General features: G+C 73.3%; 13 protein-coding genes. 2 read left to right on the plus strand and 11 right to left on the minus strand.

The window, feature by feature from the left end; genetic code table 11:
• Nucleotides 1–48: 48 nt before the first annotated feature.
• Genes AB0I91_RS27355 through AB0I91_RS27375 form a run of 5 tightly spaced genes read right to left on the minus strand, consistent with a single transcriptional unit; the run spans nt 49 to nt 9,671 of the window.
• Entirely contained in the window at nt 49–1,854 is a 1,806-nt protein-coding gene (locus AB0I91_RS27355; protein ID WP_499639466.1) for a YehQ family protein, read from the minus strand.
• Complete coding sequence (locus AB0I91_RS27360) at nt 1,851–2,954, minus strand: VWA domain-containing protein (RefSeq protein ID WP_499612516.1); 1,104 nt, start codon at nt 2,952–2,954, stop codon at nt 1,851–1,853. Before AB0I91_RS27360 ends, AB0I91_RS27355 begins: the two co-directional genes overlap by 4 nt.
• A complete protein-coding gene (locus tag AB0I91_RS27365; RefSeq protein WP_499639468.1) occupies nt 2,951–5,152 on the minus strand; it encodes a DUF5682 family protein in 2,202 nt (733 codons plus the stop codon). Before AB0I91_RS27365 ends, AB0I91_RS27360 begins: the two co-directional genes overlap by 4 nt.
• Nucleotides 5,152–6,222, minus strand: a complete 1,071-nt coding sequence (locus AB0I91_RS27370) for an ATP-binding protein (RefSeq protein ID WP_498775326.1) — start codon at nt 6,220–6,222, stop codon at nt 5,152–5,154. Before AB0I91_RS27370 ends, AB0I91_RS27365 begins: the two co-directional genes overlap by 1 nt.
• Nucleotides 6,219–9,671 carry a DUF4132 domain-containing protein gene (locus AB0I91_RS27375; protein WP_499639470.1) on the minus strand — a complete coding sequence of 1,151 codons (3,453 nt, stop codon included), beginning with the start codon at nt 9,669–9,671 and terminating at the stop codon, nt 6,219–6,221. The genes AB0I91_RS27370 and AB0I91_RS27375 overlap by 4 nt, the downstream gene beginning before the upstream one ends.
• A 308-nt stretch (nt 9,672–9,979) precedes the next feature.
• On the opposite strand from AB0I91_RS27375, the gene AB0I91_RS27380 reads away from it, so the two are divergent.
• Nucleotides 9,980–10,936 carry a zinc-binding dehydrogenase gene (locus tag AB0I91_RS27380; RefSeq protein ID WP_499639472.1) on the plus strand — a complete coding sequence of 319 codons (957 nt, stop codon included), beginning with the start codon at nt 9,980–9,982 and terminating at the stop codon, nt 10,934–10,936.
• Between the two features lie 66 nt (nt 10,937–11,002).
• Here AB0I91_RS27380 and AB0I91_RS27385 read toward each other — a convergent pair whose 3' ends face one another.
• The 6 genes from AB0I91_RS27385 to AB0I91_RS27410 form a co-directional block, all read right to left on the minus strand.
• Complete coding sequence (locus AB0I91_RS27385) at nt 11,003–11,821, minus strand: lipase family protein (protein ID WP_499639474.1); 819 nt, start codon at nt 11,819–11,821, stop codon at nt 11,003–11,005.
• A gap of 208 nt (nt 11,822–12,029) precedes the next feature.
• Entirely contained in the window at nt 12,030–13,079 is a 1,050-nt protein-coding gene (locus AB0I91_RS27390) for an ABC transporter permease (protein WP_498775318.1), read from the minus strand.
• The gene (locus AB0I91_RS27395) at nt 13,072–14,577 is read right to left on the minus strand and encodes a sugar ABC transporter ATP-binding protein (RefSeq protein ID WP_499639476.1); all 1,506 of its coding nucleotides are present in this window, start codon (nt 14,575–14,577) and stop codon (nt 13,072–13,074) included. Before AB0I91_RS27395 ends, AB0I91_RS27390 begins: the two co-directional genes overlap by 8 nt.
• Nucleotides 14,578–14,596: 19 nt before the next feature.
• The gene (locus AB0I91_RS27400; RefSeq protein ID WP_499639478.1) at nt 14,597–15,652 is read right to left on the minus strand and encodes a sugar ABC transporter substrate-binding protein; all 1,056 of its coding nucleotides are present in this window, start codon (nt 15,650–15,652) and stop codon (nt 14,597–14,599) included.
• A gap of 43 nt (nt 15,653–15,695) precedes the next feature.
• Nucleotides 15,696–16,454: an SDR family NAD(P)-dependent oxidoreductase gene (locus AB0I91_RS27405; protein ID WP_498775310.1), complete on the minus strand. Its 759-nt coding sequence runs from the start codon at nt 16,452–16,454 to the stop codon at nt 15,696–15,698.
• Complete coding sequence (locus AB0I91_RS27410) at nt 16,451–17,758, minus strand: enolase C-terminal domain-like protein (protein WP_498775308.1); 1,308 nt, start codon at nt 17,756–17,758, stop codon at nt 16,451–16,453. The genes AB0I91_RS27405 and AB0I91_RS27410 overlap by 4 nt, the downstream gene beginning before the upstream one ends.
• A gap of 306 nt (nt 17,759–18,064) precedes the next feature.
• Here AB0I91_RS27410 and AB0I91_RS27415 point away from each other — a divergent pair, with 306 nt between their 5' ends.
• The gene (locus AB0I91_RS27415) at nt 18,065–18,769 is read left to right on the plus strand and encodes a FadR/GntR family transcriptional regulator (RefSeq protein ID WP_498775306.1); all 705 of its coding nucleotides are present in this window, start codon (nt 18,065–18,067) and stop codon (nt 18,767–18,769) included.
• Nucleotides 18,770–18,825 lie beyond the last annotated feature (56 nt).

Raw genomic sequence — 18,825 nt, forward strand, 5'->3', positions numbered from 1 at the left:
AGCCTGCGCGCACCGGGCGAGCGCCACCCGAGTCGCGCTCGCCACGCGTCAACGGGCATCGGCGGTGACGAGCAGCCGGAGGTGGGCGCCGAGCCACGTGGCCGGGGACGGGGCCTCGGCGAACGCCGTGACCAGCGCCGCCGCCGTGCGCAGGCCGGTGCCGTGCAGGTGGACGCCGACCTCCCGCACGCGGGCGAGCAGGCCGCCGGTCAGGTGGTCCAGGCCTCGGTGCGAGGCCTCGGCCAACACGGCCAGTGCGCCGTCCACGCTCGCGCTCAACGGATCCGCCGCCGTGACGCCCGGCGGCAGCGGCTGCGGTGGCGTGTCCGTCGCCAGGTCCGGGACGACCACGCCGGCTCGGGTGCGCACGGCCAGCGGATCGACGACCAGCGCGCCGCGGTGGCGGCGGACGGAGCCGGTGACCGTCGTCGGGTCGGCGCGCAACGCCGCCGCGAGCGCGTCGAGCGACCGCGGCGCGACGGCGCGGTACGTCGCGTCCAGGACGCACGAGGCGCCGGTGGAGTCGTGCAGCGAGGCGGTGAGGCGTTGCGCGGCCGGGTCGTAGGCCAGGCCGGACACCTCGGCGACGCGGACCGCGCGGACCAGTTCCGCCTCGACCCGCGCGCGGACCTGCCGCGGTGGCAGCTCGGCCAGGCGTGCGGCGGTCGCGGCGTAGTCGTCGACCACCAAGGCCGGCGGCAGGTCGTGCCACGCGGTGCCGACCGGCGTGAGCGAGGTCTTGGCGACCCTGTTGGCCTTCACCGCCACCGCACGGCTCGCGCTGCGGGTCGCCGACTCGGAGACCACGTTCGACGTGGCGAGGCGCTGCCCGGTGCGCAGGGGAGTGGCGCGCTGCACCAGGACCACGTCGCCCGAGGCGAAGTAGACGTCCACCGTGGACTCGGCGCGCAGCCGCGCGCCCAGCGCGGTCAGCCGGACCCGGCGCAACGGCGTCTCGGCGGGCTCGTCGGGACCGAGGACCTCGGCGCGCGGACCGTTCGCGGTCGTCCGGGCGTGCAGCTCGGTGAGCAGTGCGGCGAACCGCTCCGCCTGGTAGTCGGCGCTGCGCCGGCGATAGGCGTCGAGCTGGGCGAGCAGCTCGGCGATCACCGCGGCCGGCCAGTGCAGGCGCTGCGCCGTCAGGTCGCGGTGCAGGCGTTGCCAGGCCACGTCGAGCACCTCGCTCGCGTTCGCCGCGCCGTCGAGCAGCAGTTGGTCGAGCAGGTCCGCCACCGAGGTGAGATCCGCCGCGGTGGCGGGTGATCCGCCCACGTCGACGGTGTCGGCGCCCTGCGCGTCGGCCTCGCGGAACGCCCACACCACCAGCGCCAGCGCCACGTCGCGGTCGACCGCGTCCGTGTGGACGTAGGACAGGTCGCCGGGCACGAGGAACGTCACCGTGCAGGTGGGCAGTTCCGCTTGCGCCGTCCGGTCTGCCGCGGTGGGGCGTCGCAGCTTCGCGCGGTAGCCGGCGCGGAGGACCCGGCGGGCGCGGCGCAGCGCGCGTTCGCCCGTCAACGCCGCCAGGTCGGCGTCGGTCACCGCGCCCGGCGACCACAGCTCGGCGGGCACGGTGCTCTCCCGGGTGCGCCGGTACGCCAGGACGACCGCGATGCGGTGCCGGCACACGCCCGTCGCGCCGCAGCTGCACCGGGTCGCGTCGAGCGGGGCGCCGGGCGGCAGCGTGGTCGTGGTGCCGTCCGGGAACTCGCCCCGCACGGCGCCCGCCGCGTCGGTGTCGAGCACCGGGACGACTCCCGCGTCCAGGTCCTTGGTGGCGCGCTTCACCAGACCCCGGTTGGCCAGCGCCGCGAGCGCGTCCGGGGTCAGCGCCATCAGGTCGGGTCTGGTCATCCGATCTTCTCCGCGACGAACTCCGCCAGCCGGCCCGGGGTCATCGCGCCGACGTGGGCGCCGACGTTCGCGAGGCGCTGGGCCAGCTCGCGGTCGTAGGACGGGTTCGCCTCGTCGTCCAACGCGGCCAGGCACAGCACGTGGGTGCCCTGCTCGCACAGGTCCTTCACCGCGCGGACGAGGTGCGACTCGCTGCCGCCCTCGTAGAAGTCGCTGACGACCACCACGATCGACCGGCGCGGGCTCTCCACCAGCTCCGCCCCGTACGCCACGGCCTTGCCGATGTGCGTGCCGCCGCCCAGCTGCACCTTCATCAGCAGCTCGACCGGGTCCGTCACGTCCGAGGTCAGGTCGACCACGGTGGTGTCGAAGGCCACCAGGTGCGTCCTGATCCCCGGCAGCCCCCACAGGCACGACGCGGTGACCGCCGAGTGGATCACCGAACCGGTCATCGACGCCGACTGGTCGACGAGCAGGATCAGCTGCCACTGCTCCAGGTGCCGCCGGGTGCGCGAGACGAACTTCGGGTGCTCGATCGCGAGCTTGCGCTCCTCGGGCCGGTAGTGCCGCAGGTTCGCCCTGATCGTGGCGCGGAAGTCGAAGTTGCGGGAGTTGCGGTGGATGCTCGGCCGGCGCGACCTCGCGCCGCTGAACGCCGTGCGCACCTCGGTCCTCAGCTTCGCCGTCAACTGCCCCACCACCGCCTCGACGATCCTGCGCGCCATCGCGAGCACGGCGGGGTTCATCAGGTGCTTGGTCCGCAGCACCGCGCGCAGCAGCGCCGGGTTCGGCTCGATCCGGCGCAGCACCTCGGGATCCGTCACCACGTCGGTGATCTCGTACCGCTCGACCGCGTCGCGCTCCAGGCGTTCGACCGTCTCCCTCGGGAACAGGCTGTGCACCTCGTCCAGCCAGTCGACGGTGCGCAGCACCGAGTCACCGTCGCCGCCCTGGCGCACGCCGCGCTCGGCGAGGTCGGGATCACGCCCGTAGAGCCACTCCAGCGCCTTGTCCCTGCGCACGCCCTCGCCGCTCAGCCCGCCGGTGTGGCGCGACGCGGGCTCGCCGAGGATCAGCCGCCAGCGTTCCAGGTCCGTCATGCCAGGCCGCCCTTCGCCAGCAACGCGTCCACGCGTTCCTCCACCGCCCTCGCCTCGGCGATCACCACCGGATCGGCTCGCAGGCGCGTGACGCCCCTGGCGCTGCCCTCGACCCCGCGATGGGCGAGCACGGCGGCCGCGACCCGCTCCCGCTCCCGGGGCGGGAAGTAGCCGAAGGCGAGCCGCAACGCAGGCAGCGCCACCAGGAACTCCTCGTCCGTCATCGCGCTGACCAGCTCGTCGAGGACGCCGACCAGGTCCGGGCTCGCCAGCACCTCTTCCCGGGCGACCGCGAACAACCCGGCCAGCCAGTCGCCGAGCGCCTCGATGCCGCGCACCTTCCGCACGTCCGGCTTCGCGCCGAGCGCCCAGGCGAGACCGAGCGCCGCGCCGCGCAGGTCGGGCGGCGCCTGCGGGTCGTCGCCGACCCGGGTCGCCACGCCCGTGACGTCCACCGCGTCCAGGGACAACGCCGCCTTGGCGTGCCGCACCGCGTCCCTGGTCGCCGTCATCGCCCTGAGCCGGTGCGGATCGGCCGGCGCCGGTCCGCCGTGCAGGCCCTCGATCAGCCACAGCACCCTCGTCGTGCCCGTGTCGATCACCGCGCCCAGCAGCGGGTCGTTCTTCGCGCCGAACATCCGGTCGTGCCGCCACAGCCCGAGCACCGCGCTCAGCACGTGACCCAGCGCCGCGAGGTCGCCCGTCTCCCGGACGCCCTCGTCGAGCGCCTCCTTGACGCGATCCGAGAACGTCGAGATCCCGCACAGCACCGCGTCGAAGAGGATCTCGGCCAGGTGCTCCAGCCGCGCGTGCCGCGACCGGCGTTGCAGCGCCACCCCGGCCGCTTCCTCCAGCGTGGCCCCGTTCTCGGCGGCCTCGATCAACGCCGCCAGTCGGTCGTCGACCGGTCTGAGCGCCCACCGCTCGTCCAGCTGCGGCTCGGCGCCCGCCGACGGGCCGCTCGTGCGCTCGAAGCCGGGAATGCGCAGCACGCGCAGGCGGTGCAGGATCCGGCTCCGCGCGAGCGCCTCCGCGTCGGTGAGGTCGAGCACCACCTCACCTTCGTGGTCGAGACCGTGGGTCCGCAGCAGCTCCCGCACCGCGTCGACCAGGGGCGGTGCGGGCGTGTCCGGGTGCAGCCGCCCGACCTTGTCGCCCCGCAGCGCCCCGACCATCTCGACCAGCGCCGGGTGGGCGCCGGGCCGCAGCGCGCCGCGCCGCGTCCACGGAGGCGGCTGCGTCAGGTCTTCGGAGATCAACGCGCTGGTCAGCCCGTCCAGCACGTCGGTGCGCGCCGGGGTCTCGTGCCCGCGCAACCGGGCCAGCGCCGCGGCCTGGGTGCGCGCCGCGATGAGGTCCGCCGTCGACACCGGCTGCTGCCTGCGGCGCAACCGCGTCGCCACCGACTCGACGAGCCAGTCCGCCGCACGCCGTGCCCCGTTCTCCCACACCTGTTGGTAGTAGCCGGGCGACGGCATGCCCGACTGGTAGCCGGTGAACGCGTCCAGGCGGGCGTGGGAGTACGGGACGAGGTAGGTCGCGCCCCGGTCCCGCTCCGGCACCTCCGGCCACTCGGCGGCGCCGTCGAGCTTGGCCTTGAGGGCGGCCGTGTGGAAGCCGCCGGTGACCACGACGACGGGCTCGTCCCCCGCGTCCGCCACCGCCGCCCGGACCCAGCGCGCCATGTACTCCTCGCGCGCCGAGTCACCCCCGTCCACGTCGGCCGCGCCGCGGAGCAGGTCGAAGTACTCGGCCAGGCCCGTCGGCTCGGCCCCGCACTCGAACAGGTGGTCCCACAGCACGTCCACGTTGTCGACCGCGAACTCGGCGCACAACCGCTCGACGGCCTCGGCGTACCGCGGCTCCGCGTCGGCGTACCGGTTGCCGACGTCGCGGAACGCCTCGTGCCACGCGGGCAGGTCGATGAACCTGACCCGCGCACCGCAGCGGCGCGCTTCGGTGATCGCCACCCACTCCGGCGAGTAGTCGCAGAACGGCGTCCACGACGCGTGCTCGTCGGAGTAGCTGAACAGCGCGACGGGCAGCTCGTGGCCCAGCAGCAGCTCATCGATGCGGTCGTTGACGTCGGCGGGGCCCTCGACCAGCACGTAGGCGGGCCGCCGCGCCCGGATGGTGGCGGCGACCAGGCGGGCACAGGCGGGGCTGTGGTGCCGGACGCCGACGAACACGGCCCCCATCAGCCGGGCAGCAGGTGACGGGCCCGGTGCAGCTCCTGCCACTGCTCGCCCTGGTGCCGCGGAGCGTGCTGCTCCAGGTACCGCCGCAGCCGGGCCAGGTCCTCCGCGTTGTCCTTCGCCGCCGTGCCCGCCAGGCACTCGACGACGTCCGCGGCCGAACCCGCCTCACCCCGCAGGAACCAGCCCCGCACCCCCACCGCGTGCGCCACCGAGACCGCCTCGGCCGTGCTCATCACGGTCGTGAGCCGGTCGCCGCCGTCGCGCAGGTCTCGGAACGTGCGCACGAGGACCTCCAGCACGTCCCGCTTCGGCGCGAGCTCCACCCCCGACCTCTCCAACAGCCTCGCCGCCTCCCGCTCGACCAGCGCGAGCTCCGTGTCGAAGTCGGGGATCGGGAACACCGTCTCGAAGTTGAACCGCCGCTTCAGCGCCGCGCTCATCTCGTTGACGCCCCGGTCGCGGGTGTTCGCGGTGGCGATCACGCTGAACCCGTCCTGCGCGAACACCATGCCGTCCGGGCCGTCCAGCTCCCCGATCGCCAGCACGCGGTCGGACAGCGGCGACAGCAGGCAGTCCTGCACCTCCAGCGGGCAGCGGGTGATCTCCTCGAACCGCACGACCTTGCCCTCGGCCATGCCCCGCAGCATCGGCGCCGGCACGAGCGAGCGCGGCGACGGCCCTTCGGCCACCAGCAGCGCGTAGTTCCAGGAGTACTTGATCTGGTCCTCGGTGGTGGCCGCGCCGCCCTGGATCGTCAACGTCGACTCGCCGCAGACCGCCGCCGCGATCAGCTCGGACAGCAGCGACTTCGCCGTGCCCGGTTCGCCGACGAGCATCAGGCCGCGACCGGTGGCCAGCGTGACCAGCGCCCTGTCCACCAGGGACGGGTCGCCCACGAACTTCTTGGTGATGCCCTGCTCGTCGTCGCCCACCACGAACCGGCGCGCGGCGGCGAGGCTCAGCACCCAGCCCGGCGGCTTGGGCGCGGTGTCGGCGTCGCGCAGGCGCGCGAGCTCGTCGGCGAAGCGGATCTCGGCCGGAGGGCGCTGCGTCGTCCTGGTGCTGGTCATGACCGCAGCGACTCCAGTTCGGAGAGGAGTTCGGACAGGGTGATCGGGTCGATCTCGTAGGTGGCGGGAGCGTTCCTCGGGGCGGACCAGCCGCCGTGGCCGCTCGGCGAGAACCACACGTCGCTGAAACCGACCTCCGGGAAGACGTCCACCGCGCCGACCGCGATACCGGGGTCGAGCGAGGCGACGAGGGCCCCGCCGTCCGGGAACGGCCGGGTGATCCAGCACTCGACGCCCGCGTCCTGCGGCGTGCCGCGGACCCAGCCCTTCTTGGTCAGGCCGAGGATCCTGCCGATCGGGTACGGGGTGGCGCAGTACTCCTTGAGCTGGGGGAGGAGCCCGCCGGTCGACTCCGGCAGGTGGATCGGGCGGCCCAGCTGCGGGAACGGTTGGAGGATCTCGTAGTCGGCGAAGACCTCGCCCCACGCCGCCGCCGTGTCCCGGAGGTCGACCGCGTGCGCGACGCGGACCAGGGCGTCGTCGGGCAGCGTGAACCCGTCGTCGGACGGGTCGGCGAGCGTGCGGTCCTCGGCCAGGCGGAACGACGCGCCCGCGTCGGTGATCCACACCAGGCGGCGGACCAGGTGCCACAGCAGCGGGTGCGCGGCGAGGACCGTCCGGAACTCCTCGGCGGTCCAGGTGCGCTGGTCGACCATCGCCCGCTCCAGGCGGTGGATCTGGTCCGACGCGATCGCGCGGACGTCCTTCTTCAACGCCGCGAACCGCTTGTGCTCCAGCGGTGCGAGCGCCTGGTCGTCCTTCGCGCCGGGCTTGGGCAGGTCCTTGCGGCGCTTGCCGTCCTCGTCGAGGACGTAGGGCTTGAGCTGCTCGTCGAAGCCGACGGTGAACCGGCGCGGGCCGTAGTCGATCACCGACGTCGCCTCGTCGTCGAGGCCGAGGCGGGGCACGAGGCGGTCGGACAGCTGGTCGCGGCTCAGGCCGAGCGCGGCGGCGATGTCGGAGACCTTCTCCTGTGCCCGGGTCTTGAGGCCCTTGAACTTGACCCGCTCCGCGATGCTGTTGAGGTGGGTGAGGGCCACCTCGCTGCCGATCCGGGCCAGCACGTCGAGGCCCGTCACGGCGCGGGCGTGCTGGCTCTCGCCGGGCCAGGCGCGGATCAGCGGCGCCAGCCGGCGCACGGTCTCGTCGTCGCCGAACCAGCCGAGGGCGGTGAAGGCCCAGGCGCCCTTCGCCGGCGCCCCGGCGTCCTGCCAGCGGCCGAAGAGGGACCAGGCGAACTCCGCCAACGACGCCCGGTCGCACGCTTCGACGGCGAGCGGCAGACCGGGGTACACGGCGTCCGGCTTGGACAGCGCCGCGGTCATCAGGAGGTTCGCCGCGGCGTCGGCGGACAACGCGCCGGCGCCGTCGGCCAGCAGCACCTGGGGGAGCAGCCGGGGGTCGGCCCAGTCGCCGATCACCGGGAGCTTGGCGGGCAGCACGTCGAGCGGGTCGACCTCGATCAGCGCGTCGACCGCCGCGCCCACCTCGGCGGACACGGAGGCGGCGACGGCGATGACGTCGACACCGGTCTCCAGGTAGAGGTGGCGGAGCGCGGCCTCGGCGTTGCGGCGCGCACGGCCCGCCACGCCCAGCGCCGCGGGCAGCAGGAGGCGGGCGGCGGCCTCGCGGTGCCGGGACAACCAGGAGGCGGCGAGCGCGCGGGCGGTCTTGAGGCGCGCCAACCAGTCCGCCATCAGCTCGGCGACCTCGGTGGTGGCGTACGGGAGCAGCAGGTCACCGGCCTGCTGCGGGTTGCCCACCGCCAGCCGCGTCATCGCCGGCAGGGCGTCCAGCCCGAACCGGGCCGTGATGCGCCTGCCCCAGAGCTCGCTCTCCCAGGTGCCGTTGGGCGTCCAGTCGGCCAGCAGCGGGCGCGCGAGCTCCTCCGGGCCGACCTCGAAGAGGCCGTGGCCGAAGTAGTTCCCGGCGCGGGCGGCGGCCGCGACGTCGTTCCAGTCGTCGCGGTCGTCGGTCCACCGGCTCTTCAGCCCGAGCCACGCCTCGCGCTCGCCCGGCAGCCACGTGAGGTGGGCGGCGGGCACCGGGACGTCCTTCAGCACCACGGGTTCGGGCCGCGGGCGACGGTGCTCCCACGGCGGCTCGGCCAGCACCCGCGGCAGCGCGTCGGCGGGCGCGTCCGGCACCGTCACGGGCCGCGCCACCCCGTCCGGCAGGTCCAGGTCCGGATGGGTCAGCAGGTGCCGGCGCAGCAGGTCGCGCACGTCCGCGTCGCCGGCGGCACGGTGCGCCAGCAGCCGGGCCGCCCGCCTCGGGAACGCTGCCATCGCGGACAGCAGCGCCGGCCGCGCGTACCGCTCCCGCAGCCGGTTGAGCAGCAACAGGAACGCCTCGTCGGACGGCAGCGCCGCCAGCGCGTCCAGCGCCCGCTTGCGGCAGTCCGCGTCCAACTCGACCTTGGCGCGCAGGTTCGCGTCCAGCAGCGGGGCGAGCGCCGGCCCGTGCACGTGCAGGGCCGTGTAGAGGCCGACCGGAGACCAGATGAAGGGCCCGACCCGCAGGCCGGCCAGCTGCTCCAGCGTGCTCGCCGCGCACACCACCATCCAGAACGGCGCGTACTCGGCGGCGTTCGCCTCGTCGAACCAGTCGTGCCGCGTCGGCGCGAGGAACGCCCGCGCCGCCTGGCCGAACGGGGAGCCGCCGACCTTCTCCAGCTCCGCCACCGCCGCGTCGTACGTCGCCTGGTCCGCGGCCGCCAACGCGGTCCGGACCTCGATCAGCGCCCGGCCCTTGGTGGTGTCGTCGCCGTAGTGGCGCTCGGGGTACCAGAACAGGGAGTCGCCGCTGCCGTCCTTCTGGTGGTGGACGTGCGCCATCGAGTGGTGCACGGCCGCCGCCGCGGCGAACGGCAGACCGAACTCCTCGATCCACCAGTGCACCGGGGAGTCGTCCGCGCCGGCCACCTTGGCGAGCACGGCGGCCCCCAACGGATCAGGCGTGCCGTCGAGGTGGTCGCGCAGTGCCCGCACCAGGTCCGGGTTCGACTTCGGGTGCGCCAGCGCCTGCGCGGTCGTCGCGGCGCGCTCGGTGATCCGGTCGTGCACCTTCTGCGCCAGCGCGGCGTCCACCGCGAACTCCGGCCGCGGACCGGCGTCCCTGCGGCGAATCGCCTTCCGCAGCCACTCCCGGGGCATCACCCAGGCGTCCTCGTCGGGCGGGGGAGCCTCGACCGCGGGAGCGGCGACCGGGGCGGGTGTGGCCGCAGGGGGCGGGGGAGCGGTGGCGGCGACGCTCAGGTAGCCCTTCTTCTCCTTCTCGGCCACCAGCTTCGCGACGTGGGCCAGCGCCGCCGCCTCCGAGGCCAGCTCCTTGGTCTGGGTCTGCCCCGCCGCGCCCAGCCGTCCGAATCGGACGGTCACCCGCACGCCGTCCTGGTCGACCTCCCAGAACTTCGCCGAGCCACCGTCGACGAGTTCCCACCTGCGCACCACGACTTCCCCCCGAAGAACAGACCCGGAAACGACGTCCACGAACTGTACGGACGGGGTCCGACAATTCGTCGCGCAAGCCCGCCGGTCAGGCCGCGGCCGACACCTCAGCTTGACCAGTGCCACGCCTTCCCCCAACCAGGCCTCGCGCGCGGTGACCGAGTACCGCGTCGGATCGGTCCCGGCGGCCTGGCGCCGTTCCTGCTCCTCGATGACGGCGGCCCACCGCTCGAACCACGGCTCCTTGACACCTTAACGACGTTCAGGGACGCTGGAGGCACGGTTTAACTTAGTTAAGGAGAGTTCGGATGCGTGCTGCAGTCGTCACCGGACCCGATGCGCCACCCGTCTGCGGAGACGTCGCCGAGCCGGCGGTCCCGCCCGGTCAGGAGCCGTTGCACCTGGTCGGAGCGGGTCTGCACAACGTCGTGCGCGGGCCGGCCTCCGGGCGGCACTACGGCGGCCGGACGACGTACCCGCTGGTGCCGGGGATCGACGCGGTCGCCCGCACCGGTGACGGGCGCCTGGTCTACACCGGCTACGCGCGTCCGCCGTTCGGGACGATGGCGGAGCGGCTGACCGCCCCGTTCCAGGCGGAGGTGCCGGCGGGGGCGGATCCGCTCGCCGTCGCCGCGGGCATGAACCCCGGCCTGTCGGGCTGGGTTGTCCTCACATCGCGGCGCGAGGAAGTGGGCGCGCTGGGCACCGTGCTGGTGCTGGGCGCGACCGGGATGTCGGGCAGCCTGGCCGTGCAGGGCGCGCTGGCGCTCGGGGCGGAACGCGTCGTCGCCGCCGGGCGTGACCCGGAGGCGCTGGAGCGGTTGCGCGGCCTGGGAGCGACGACGGTGTCGCTGGCCCAGGACGGGCCCGACGCCCTGGAGCGGGCCCTGGCCGGTGCGGTCGCCGAGGCGCGGCCCGGTCTCGTGCTGGACTACCTGTGGGGGCCGATCGCCGAGGCCGCGTTCGCGGTGCTGGGTCGGGGCGGCGAGGACGGCGGAGCGGGCACGGCGTACGTGCAGCTCGGCTCGCTCGCGGGCCTGGAGGCGTCCTTGCCCGCGGAACTGCTGCGCAGTCGGCGGATCCGGATCAGCGGGAGCGGTGCGGGCTCGGTGTCCGTCGAGGAGATGTCGGCCAGGGCGCCCGAGGTCATGGCCCGGTTCGCCGACGGTTCCCTGCACGTGCCCTACACCGCGTACCCGCTGAGCCGGGTCGGCGACGCGTGGGCGCACACCGGGCGCAGCCGGGCCGTCGTCGTGCCGGGTTGAGCCGCGGAGCGAGTGGTCGGCAGGGGGACCACTCGGAAGAGGGCACCGGTGCCGAGGGATCGCCGGTCAGGGCAGGTTCTTCTCCAGGGCGGCCACGTAGGCCTTCATGAGGTGGTCCCGCATCCCGTCACCGGCCGGGGCGAACGGGTCGGCGGCGAGGCCCTTGCCCCGGTCGAGCAGGTTGGACACGGTGGGCATGGACTCGCGGACCCGGCCGGAGGAGTCGATGTAGCGCAGGGCCGCGACGTGGTGGAACACCGGCTCCGGCGGGACCTGGGCGACGACGTCGTTGTTGTTGACCACCCGGAACGTGCGTCCGGCCAGGGCCTTGTCGTAGGCGTCGGCCAGGGTCCGGTCGCACGTGCGGGGCTGGCCGAAGGTGTACACGCCCTGGGCCGAGAGCCGCGGGTCCTCGAAGTGCAGCCAGGCCGCGGCCAGCATCGCCAGGCCGCCGCCGAGGCTGTGCCCGGTGAACCACACCGTCTGCTCGGCGTCGCGCAACTCCTCCACGGCCGCCAGCACGGACGGCATCACCGCCCGCAACGCCTCGGCGAACCCGTAGTGGACCAGGCCGGTGCGCGCCGGACCGGGCCACGGCGGCGTGGTCGTGTCCGACAGCCAGTCGCGCAGCTGCACGGGCTCGGTGCCGCGGAACGCGGTCACGATCATCGTCGGACTGGCCATCGTGTACGCCTGGGTGTCGCTGATCGCGAACGGCGGGGAGAACGTCGAGTGGTGGTGGCGCACCCGGTCGAACCCCCACTCCGCGGCCGTGGCCTCGATCCGCTCGCGGTCCTTGTAGGCCAGCTCGGCGGCCTTGGCCATGCAGTACGCCTGGCGGGCGTCGTACCCGGTGGCCCGGTGGTTCAGCGTCGGCGCAGACATCGTCCATCCTCACGAAGGCGACACGTCGCAGGGCGGCCATGACCCCGCCCGTGCTTCATGCCTACCTCCGCCGCCGCCCCTCCCACCACCGCACACCCGGCCCTTCACCCCACCGAGGTCGCCCTCTCACCCGTCCTGGCCGCACCCCTCGGACGTCGTCAACCGTTCGTGCCCACCCGTGCCGCACGGGTGGTCGAGGCGCGGGCGCCTAATCCTGCGCCTTGCCCCCGGTCACGCGGGAGAGCGCCAGGGCGATGAGGATGATGGCCCCGTTGAGGGCGCCGATCCACTGCGCGGGGACGCCGCCGAGGGTGAGCACGTTCTGGATCATGAACAGCAGCAGGATGCCGGTGAAGGCGCCGAACACGGTGCCCTTGCCGCCGTTGAGGCTGATGCCGCCGATGACCGCGGCGGCGAAGACGGTGAAGATGTAGCCGTTGCCCTGGCCGGAGGCGACCGAGGCCAGTCGGCCGGAGAGCAGCAGGCCGCCGAGGGCGGCGAGCAGGCTCGCGGTGACGATGACGATCCAGAGCACGCGGTCGGTGCGGATGCCGGCGGCCTTGGCCGCGTCGACGTTGCCGCCGATCGCGTAGAGGGACCGGCCGAAGCTGGTGAAGCCGAGGACCACGATGCCGACGGCGAACAGGGCCAGGCACAGCCACACCGACACGGGCACGCCGAACCACTGCGTGGTGCCGAGGTACAGCATCGACTCGGGGAGGCGGAAGAAGGTCTGGCCGCCGGAGATGCCGGTGAGGATGCCGCGCAGCACGATCAGCATGCCGAGCGTCACGATGAAGCCGTTGAGCCCGAACCGGATGATGAACAGCGCGTTGACCACGCCGACCAGGACGCCGACGGCCAGCGTGATGGGCACCGACCAGCCACCCGGCACCAGGCCCAGCCCGTGACCGGCGCCGACCGGCACGGTGAGCCACGCGGCGACTCCGGGCGCGAGGCCGACGGTGGACTCCAGGGAGAGGTCCATCTTCTTGACGACCAGCACCAGGGTCTGGGCCAGGACCAGGACGGCGATCTCCGACATGGTCTGCAGGATGTTGACGAGGTTGTCGGCTTGCAGGAACACCGGGCTGACCAGTTGGCCGACGACGGCGATCGCGATGATGGCGGGGATCAGGGCCAAGTCGCGCAGGCGGGCGAAGGCGAGCCGCCGCCTGCCCTGGAGCCGGGCGGACTTCCCCGCGGGGCCTGCCGCCGGGTCGTTCCCGGTGACCGCGGCGGTCTTGGTCTCAGGCATCGAGGTCCACTCCTTCCATCGCGGCCACGAGCTGGTGGTCGTGCCAACCGCCGGGCGTCTCGGCGACCACGCGGCCCTGGAACACCACCAGGACCCGGTCGCACAGGCGCAGGTCGTCGAGTTCGTCGGAGGCGATGAGCACGCCGGCGCCGGACCCGGCGATCTCCTCGACCTTGCCGAGGAGGAACTCCTTGGACCGCACGTCGACGCCGGCGGTCGGGTTGATCAGCACCAGCAGCTCCGGGTCGCCTGCCAGGGCGCGTGCCATGACGACCTTCTGCTGGTTGCCGCCGGACAGGCCGGAGACCGGCAGCTCCGGTCCGGGCGTCTTGATCGCCAGGTTCTCGATCATGGTCGAGGCGATGCGGTCACGGCGGCGGCCGTCGATGAACCCGTTGCGCCCGAGCCGTTCGGGGATGGTCAGGGTCCCGTTGTCCGCCAAGGACATCTGCGGCACGAGACCTTGGTGGTGCCGGTCCTGCGGGACGAACCCCGCACCGGCCTTCAGCGCCGAGGCCACGCTGCCCGGCCGCGGCCGGGACCCCGCGATCTCCACGGTGCCGCGGGCCGCCGCGCGCAAGCCGACGACGGTCTCGGCGATCTCGATGCGGCCGCTGCTCGCCGCGCCCGCGAGACCGACGATCTCGCCGGCGCGGACGCGGAACGACACGTCCTCGTACGCGCCGGGCAGTGACGCGCCGTCCACCACGAGCACGTCGGCGGCGTCCGGCGCCGGCCCGCGCCGACCGCCGCCCGCCTCCGCCGCGGCCTCGCCGGTCATGGCGGCGACCAGTTCGGCGCGGGGCAGTTCGTCGACCGCGGCGGTGAGGATGTGCCTGGCGTCGCGGAACACCGTCACCACGTCGCAGATCTCGTAGATCTCCTGGAGGTGGTGGCTGATGAACAGGAAGGTGACGCCCTGCCGCTGGAGGTCGTCGATCCGGGTGAACAGCCGGTTGATGGCCGCCGCGTCGAGTTGGGCGGTGGGCTCGTCGAGGATGATGAAGCGGGCGCCGAACGACAGCGCCCTCGCGATCTCCACGAACTGCCGCTGCTCGACGTCGAGCTCCCGGGCGGGGGTGCGCGCGTCGACGTCGACCGACCAGGTGTCCAGCAGCTCGCGCGCCCGGCCGTGCACCGTCTTCCAGCTGATCAGCCCGACGCGGCCGCGGTCGTGCCGGTTGAGGAAGAGGTTCTCGGCGACGGTCAGCTCGGGGATGATCGTGGACTTCTGGTAGACGCACGCCACCCGCTGCCGCCACGCGTCGCGGTCGGCGAGCCGAGGGGCGGGCTCGCCGCCGAACGCGACCTCGCCCTCGTCCGGGGCCTGGAGTCCGGTGAGGATGGACACCAGCGTCGACTTGCCCGCCCCGTTGCGCCCGACCAGGGCGTGGGTCTGCCCGGCCTCCACCCTGATGGCGGCCTCGTGCAGGGCCACCGTCGAGCCGAATCGCTTCGTGATCCCCGTCGCCTCGACGACGGGCGCGGTCACGGTCATCTCGCGTCTCGCCTTCCGCTCAACCGAGCTTGTTGCCCCACAACGACTGGTCGTCGCTCTTGAGGCTGGGAACGCCGTCGTAGGTGCCGCCGTCCGCGGTCACCAGGGGAGCGGAGAGCTGGTCCTCCAGCAGGCCGTCGCGGACCTGGACGATCGTGCTGTCGTGGTCGGTCTTGCCGGGCGCGAACGTCTTGCCGTCGATCGCGGCCTTGAGGTAGTGCAGGGCGTACTTGGCGTAGAGGTCGGCCGGTTGGGAGACGGTGGCGTCGATGCGGCCTTCGGCGATGCCGGCCAGCTCCTCGGGGATGCCGTCGTTGGAGACCACGAACACGTGCTTGGGGTCCTCCGGCCCCACCAGCAGGTCCTTCTGCTTGAGCACCTGCAGCGTGCCGGCGAGGGCGAAGCTGGACTGCATGTAGACGCCCTTGATGTCGGGGTGGGCGGTGAGGTCGGTCTGGAGCTTCTGCGCGGCGACCGCGCCGTCCCAGTTCGTGGCCTCGCCGAAGACGGTGATGCCGGGGTAGTTCGCCTTCATGCAGTCGTTGAACGCCTCGGTGCGGTCGCGGCCGTTGATCGAGGCGAGATCGCCTTGCAGCATCACGACCTTGCCCTGGCCGCCGAGCTTGGCGCCCAGGAACCGGCACGCCTTCTCGCCGTACGCGCGGTTGTCGGCCCGGACCACCATGTACACGTTGCCGGTGTCGGGGCGGGTGTCCACGGTGACCACCGGGATCTTCTTCGCCTCCAGCTGCTCCAGCGTGGGCGCGATGGCCGCGGTGTCCTGCGGCGCCATCGCGACGCCCTTGACGCCCTGGCTGATGAAGGTCTGGGCGTTGGCGGTGAGCTTGGCGACGTCGTTCTGGGAGTTGGTGGTCTTCAGCTCGAGCCCGAGCTCCTTCGCGAACCCGGGGCTGTACTCGATGTAGGAGTTCCAGAAGTCGGTGTCGGACCGGGGGTAGTCGACGCCGACCACGGGCCCGCCGGACCCGGCGTTCGAGTCGCCGCAGGCGGCGAGGGCGGCGGTGAGGGCGGCGACCGCGCCGAGGGAGGCGATCGTGCGGTGGGTGCTCTTCACGGGTTCTCCTAGCGGCGATGCTGTGGGAAACCTTGAGGGACGGTCAGGTGCGCGGACGGACGCGCAGGCCGCTCATCCCGCCGTCGACGGCGAGGTCGGCGCCGGTGGTGGAGCCGGCGAGCGGGCTCGCCAGGTAGGCGATGGCGGCGGCCACCTCGTCCGCGGTGACCAGGCGTCCCATGGGCTGGCGGGCGTGCAGCGCGGCCCGTTCCGCCTCGGGGTCCTCGGCGCGGTCGAGCAGGCGGGCGATCCAGGGTGTGTCGGCGGTGCCGGGGTTGACGCAGTTGACGCGGATCCCGTCGGCCACGAGGTCGGCGGCGCTGGCACGGGTCAGGGCCAGCACCGCGCCTTTGGTCGACGAGTACAGGACGCGGTCGGGCAGACCGGCGGTCGCCGCGATGGAACAGGTGTTGACGATCGCCGCGTGGTCGGACCGGCGCAGGTGCGGCAGGGCCGCGCGGGTGGTGCGGACGATGCCGAGGACGTTGACCTCGAACACCCGCCGCCACTCGTCGTCCGGGTTGTCCTCGATGGCGCCCTGCGCGCCGATGCCGGCGTTGTTGACCAGGATGTCGATGCCGCCCAGCCGCTGGGCCGCCCGCTCCACGGCGGCCCGCACGCTGACGTCGTCGGACACGTCGGCCCGGATCCCGACGAGCGGGTCCGGCACGCCGTCCGGTGCGAGGTCCAGGCACGCGACGCGCGCGCCGCGGGAGGCCAGCAGGAGCGCCGTGGCCAGTCCGATGCCGGAGGCGCCGCCGGTGACCACGGCGGCGAGGCCGGCGAACTCGGGCGCGCTCACGCGGTGGCCTGCCGGTTCCAGACGGGCCCCTCGGGGAAGCGGTGGGCGGCGATGGAGGCGGGGTGCAGCTCGGCGCTGATGCCGGGCGCGGTCGGGGCGAGGTAGTGGCCGCGGCGGATCCGCACCGGGTCGGTGAAGTGCTCGTGCAGGTGGTCGACGTACTCGATGACGCGGTCCTCGGTCGTGCCGCTGACCGCGACGTAGTCGAACATCGCCAGGTGCTGGACCATCTCGCACAGCCCGACACCGCCGGCGTGCGGGCACACGGGCACGCCGAACTTGGCCGCCAGCAGCAGGATCGCGACGTTCTCGGTGACGCCCGCGGTGCGGCTGGCGTCGAGTTGCAGGATGTCGAGGGCGCCTGCCTGGAGCAGCTGCTTGAACATCACCTGGTTGTGGGTGTGCTCGCCGGTGGCGACCTTCACCGGCGCCAGCGCCCGCCGGATCGCGGCGTGGCCGAGGATGTCGTCGGGCGAGGTGGGCTCCTCGATCCAGTAAGGGTCGTAGGGCAGCAGCCCGGTCATCCACTCGACGGCCTGCCGCACGCCCCAGGCCTGGTTGGCGTCCACGGCGATCCTGATGTCGGGCCCGACCGCCTCGCGGGCCAGCCGCAGGCGGCGCCGGTCGGCGGCGGCGTCCGCGCCGACCTTCAGCTTGATCTGGGTGAACCCGTCGGCGACGGCCTCCTTCGACAGGCGCACGAGCTTCTCGTCGTCGTAGCCGAGCCAGCCGGGTGTGGTGGTGTACGCGGGGTAGCCGTGCCGCAGGAGGTGGGCGGCGCGGTCGGCGCGGCCGGGCTCGGCGCGGCGGAGGATGTCGAGCGCCTCGTCGCGGGTGAGGACGTCCTCGAGGTAGCGGAAGTCGACGAGGTCGACGAGCTGCTCGGGGGTCAGTTCGGAGAGCAGCTGCCACACCGGCTTGCCCGTGCGGCGCCCGTAGAGGTCCCAGACGGCGTTGACGACGGCCGCGGCGGCCATGTGGATGGCGCCCTTCTCGGGGCCGAGCCAGCGCAGCTGGCTGTCACCGGTCAGCCGCCGCGAGAACGCGCCCGGATCGCCCAGGACCTCGTCCACCGGCAGCCCGACGACCAACGGGGCCAGGGCGCGCACGGCGGCGACCTCGACGTCGTTGCCGCGCCCCACGGTGAACGCGAGGCCGTGGCCCTCGGCGCCCTCGCTGGTCCGGATGGTCACGTAGGCGGCCGAGTAGTCGGGTTCGGGGTTCATGGCGTCGGAGCCGTCGAGCTCGCGCGAGGTCGGGAACCGCACGTCGACCGCGTCGACGGCGGTGATCAGTTCAGTCATCGTGCCTGGCGCTTCCGGCGCGGGCGCCTCGGCGTCGGGTCGAAGGCATGGCCACCACCCCTTGTCGTGTGTCTGCGGCATGTCCGCGGCCCAGGAGCCGACAGGACATGGGATGGATTTATAGGTCGTCCGGCCTGTCGGTGTCTAGAGTCGGCGCTCGACTCAGGCGGAAAACCGGTAAGTAGCCTGGTAAATGGCCAACGCCGAAGGTGGGCCTGGTTTCCGAGACATCCAATGTCTTCCGTAGAGATGGGATGTATTGCTAGCCTGCCCAGCGCGCACGCCACGTCCTGGGAGAAGCCACCGATGTCACTGACCGACAAGGCGATCGACCGCATCAGGGACCTGATCCAGTCGGGTGACCTGTCGCCGGGGTCGAAGCTTCCCCCCGAGCAGCAGTTGGCCGCCGAGTTGGGCCTGTCCCGGAACCTGATGCGGGAGGCGGTCAAGGCGCTCGTGGTCGCACGCGTGCTGGAGATCCGGCGGGGCGACGGCACCTACGTGACCAGCCTGGAGCCGGAGGTGCTGCTCGGGAGCATCGCGTCCGCGGTGGAGCTGCTCCACGGCGACACGCTGTTGGAGCTCACCGAGGTGCGCCGGCTGTTCGAGCCGGTCGCCACCGGACTCGCGGCCACCCGGATCAGCGCCGCGGAGCTCGCCGTGGTCGAGGAGCACCTCCACGCGATGCGCGCCGCCCGCGACGACGTGGAGCTGCTCAACGAGCACGACGCCGCCTTCCACCGGGCCGTCGTCGCCGCCACGGGCAACGCGACGTTGGCGACCCTGCTGGACGGCATCTCCGGCCGCACGGTGCGCGCCAGGGTGTGGCGCGGACTGGTCGACGACAACGCGGCGAGCCGCACCCTCGCCGAGCACGAGGCCATCTACCACGCGCTGGTCGATCGCGACGCCGCCCTCGCCCAGGCCGCCGCCCTCCTGCACATCACCACCACCGAGCGGTGGCTGCGCGAGCACGTGGACCGCGACGGCGACGTCCCGCCCGCCGGCTGACGACGGCGTCGCACACCAACACGTCGCACCAAGACGTCGCACACCAAGGAGAACCC

The organism is Actinosynnema sp. NPDC049800 (assembly GCF_040656635.1).
In the GTDB taxonomy this organism is placed as follows: domain Bacteria; phylum Actinomycetota; class Actinomycetes; order Mycobacteriales; family Pseudonocardiaceae; genus Actinosynnema.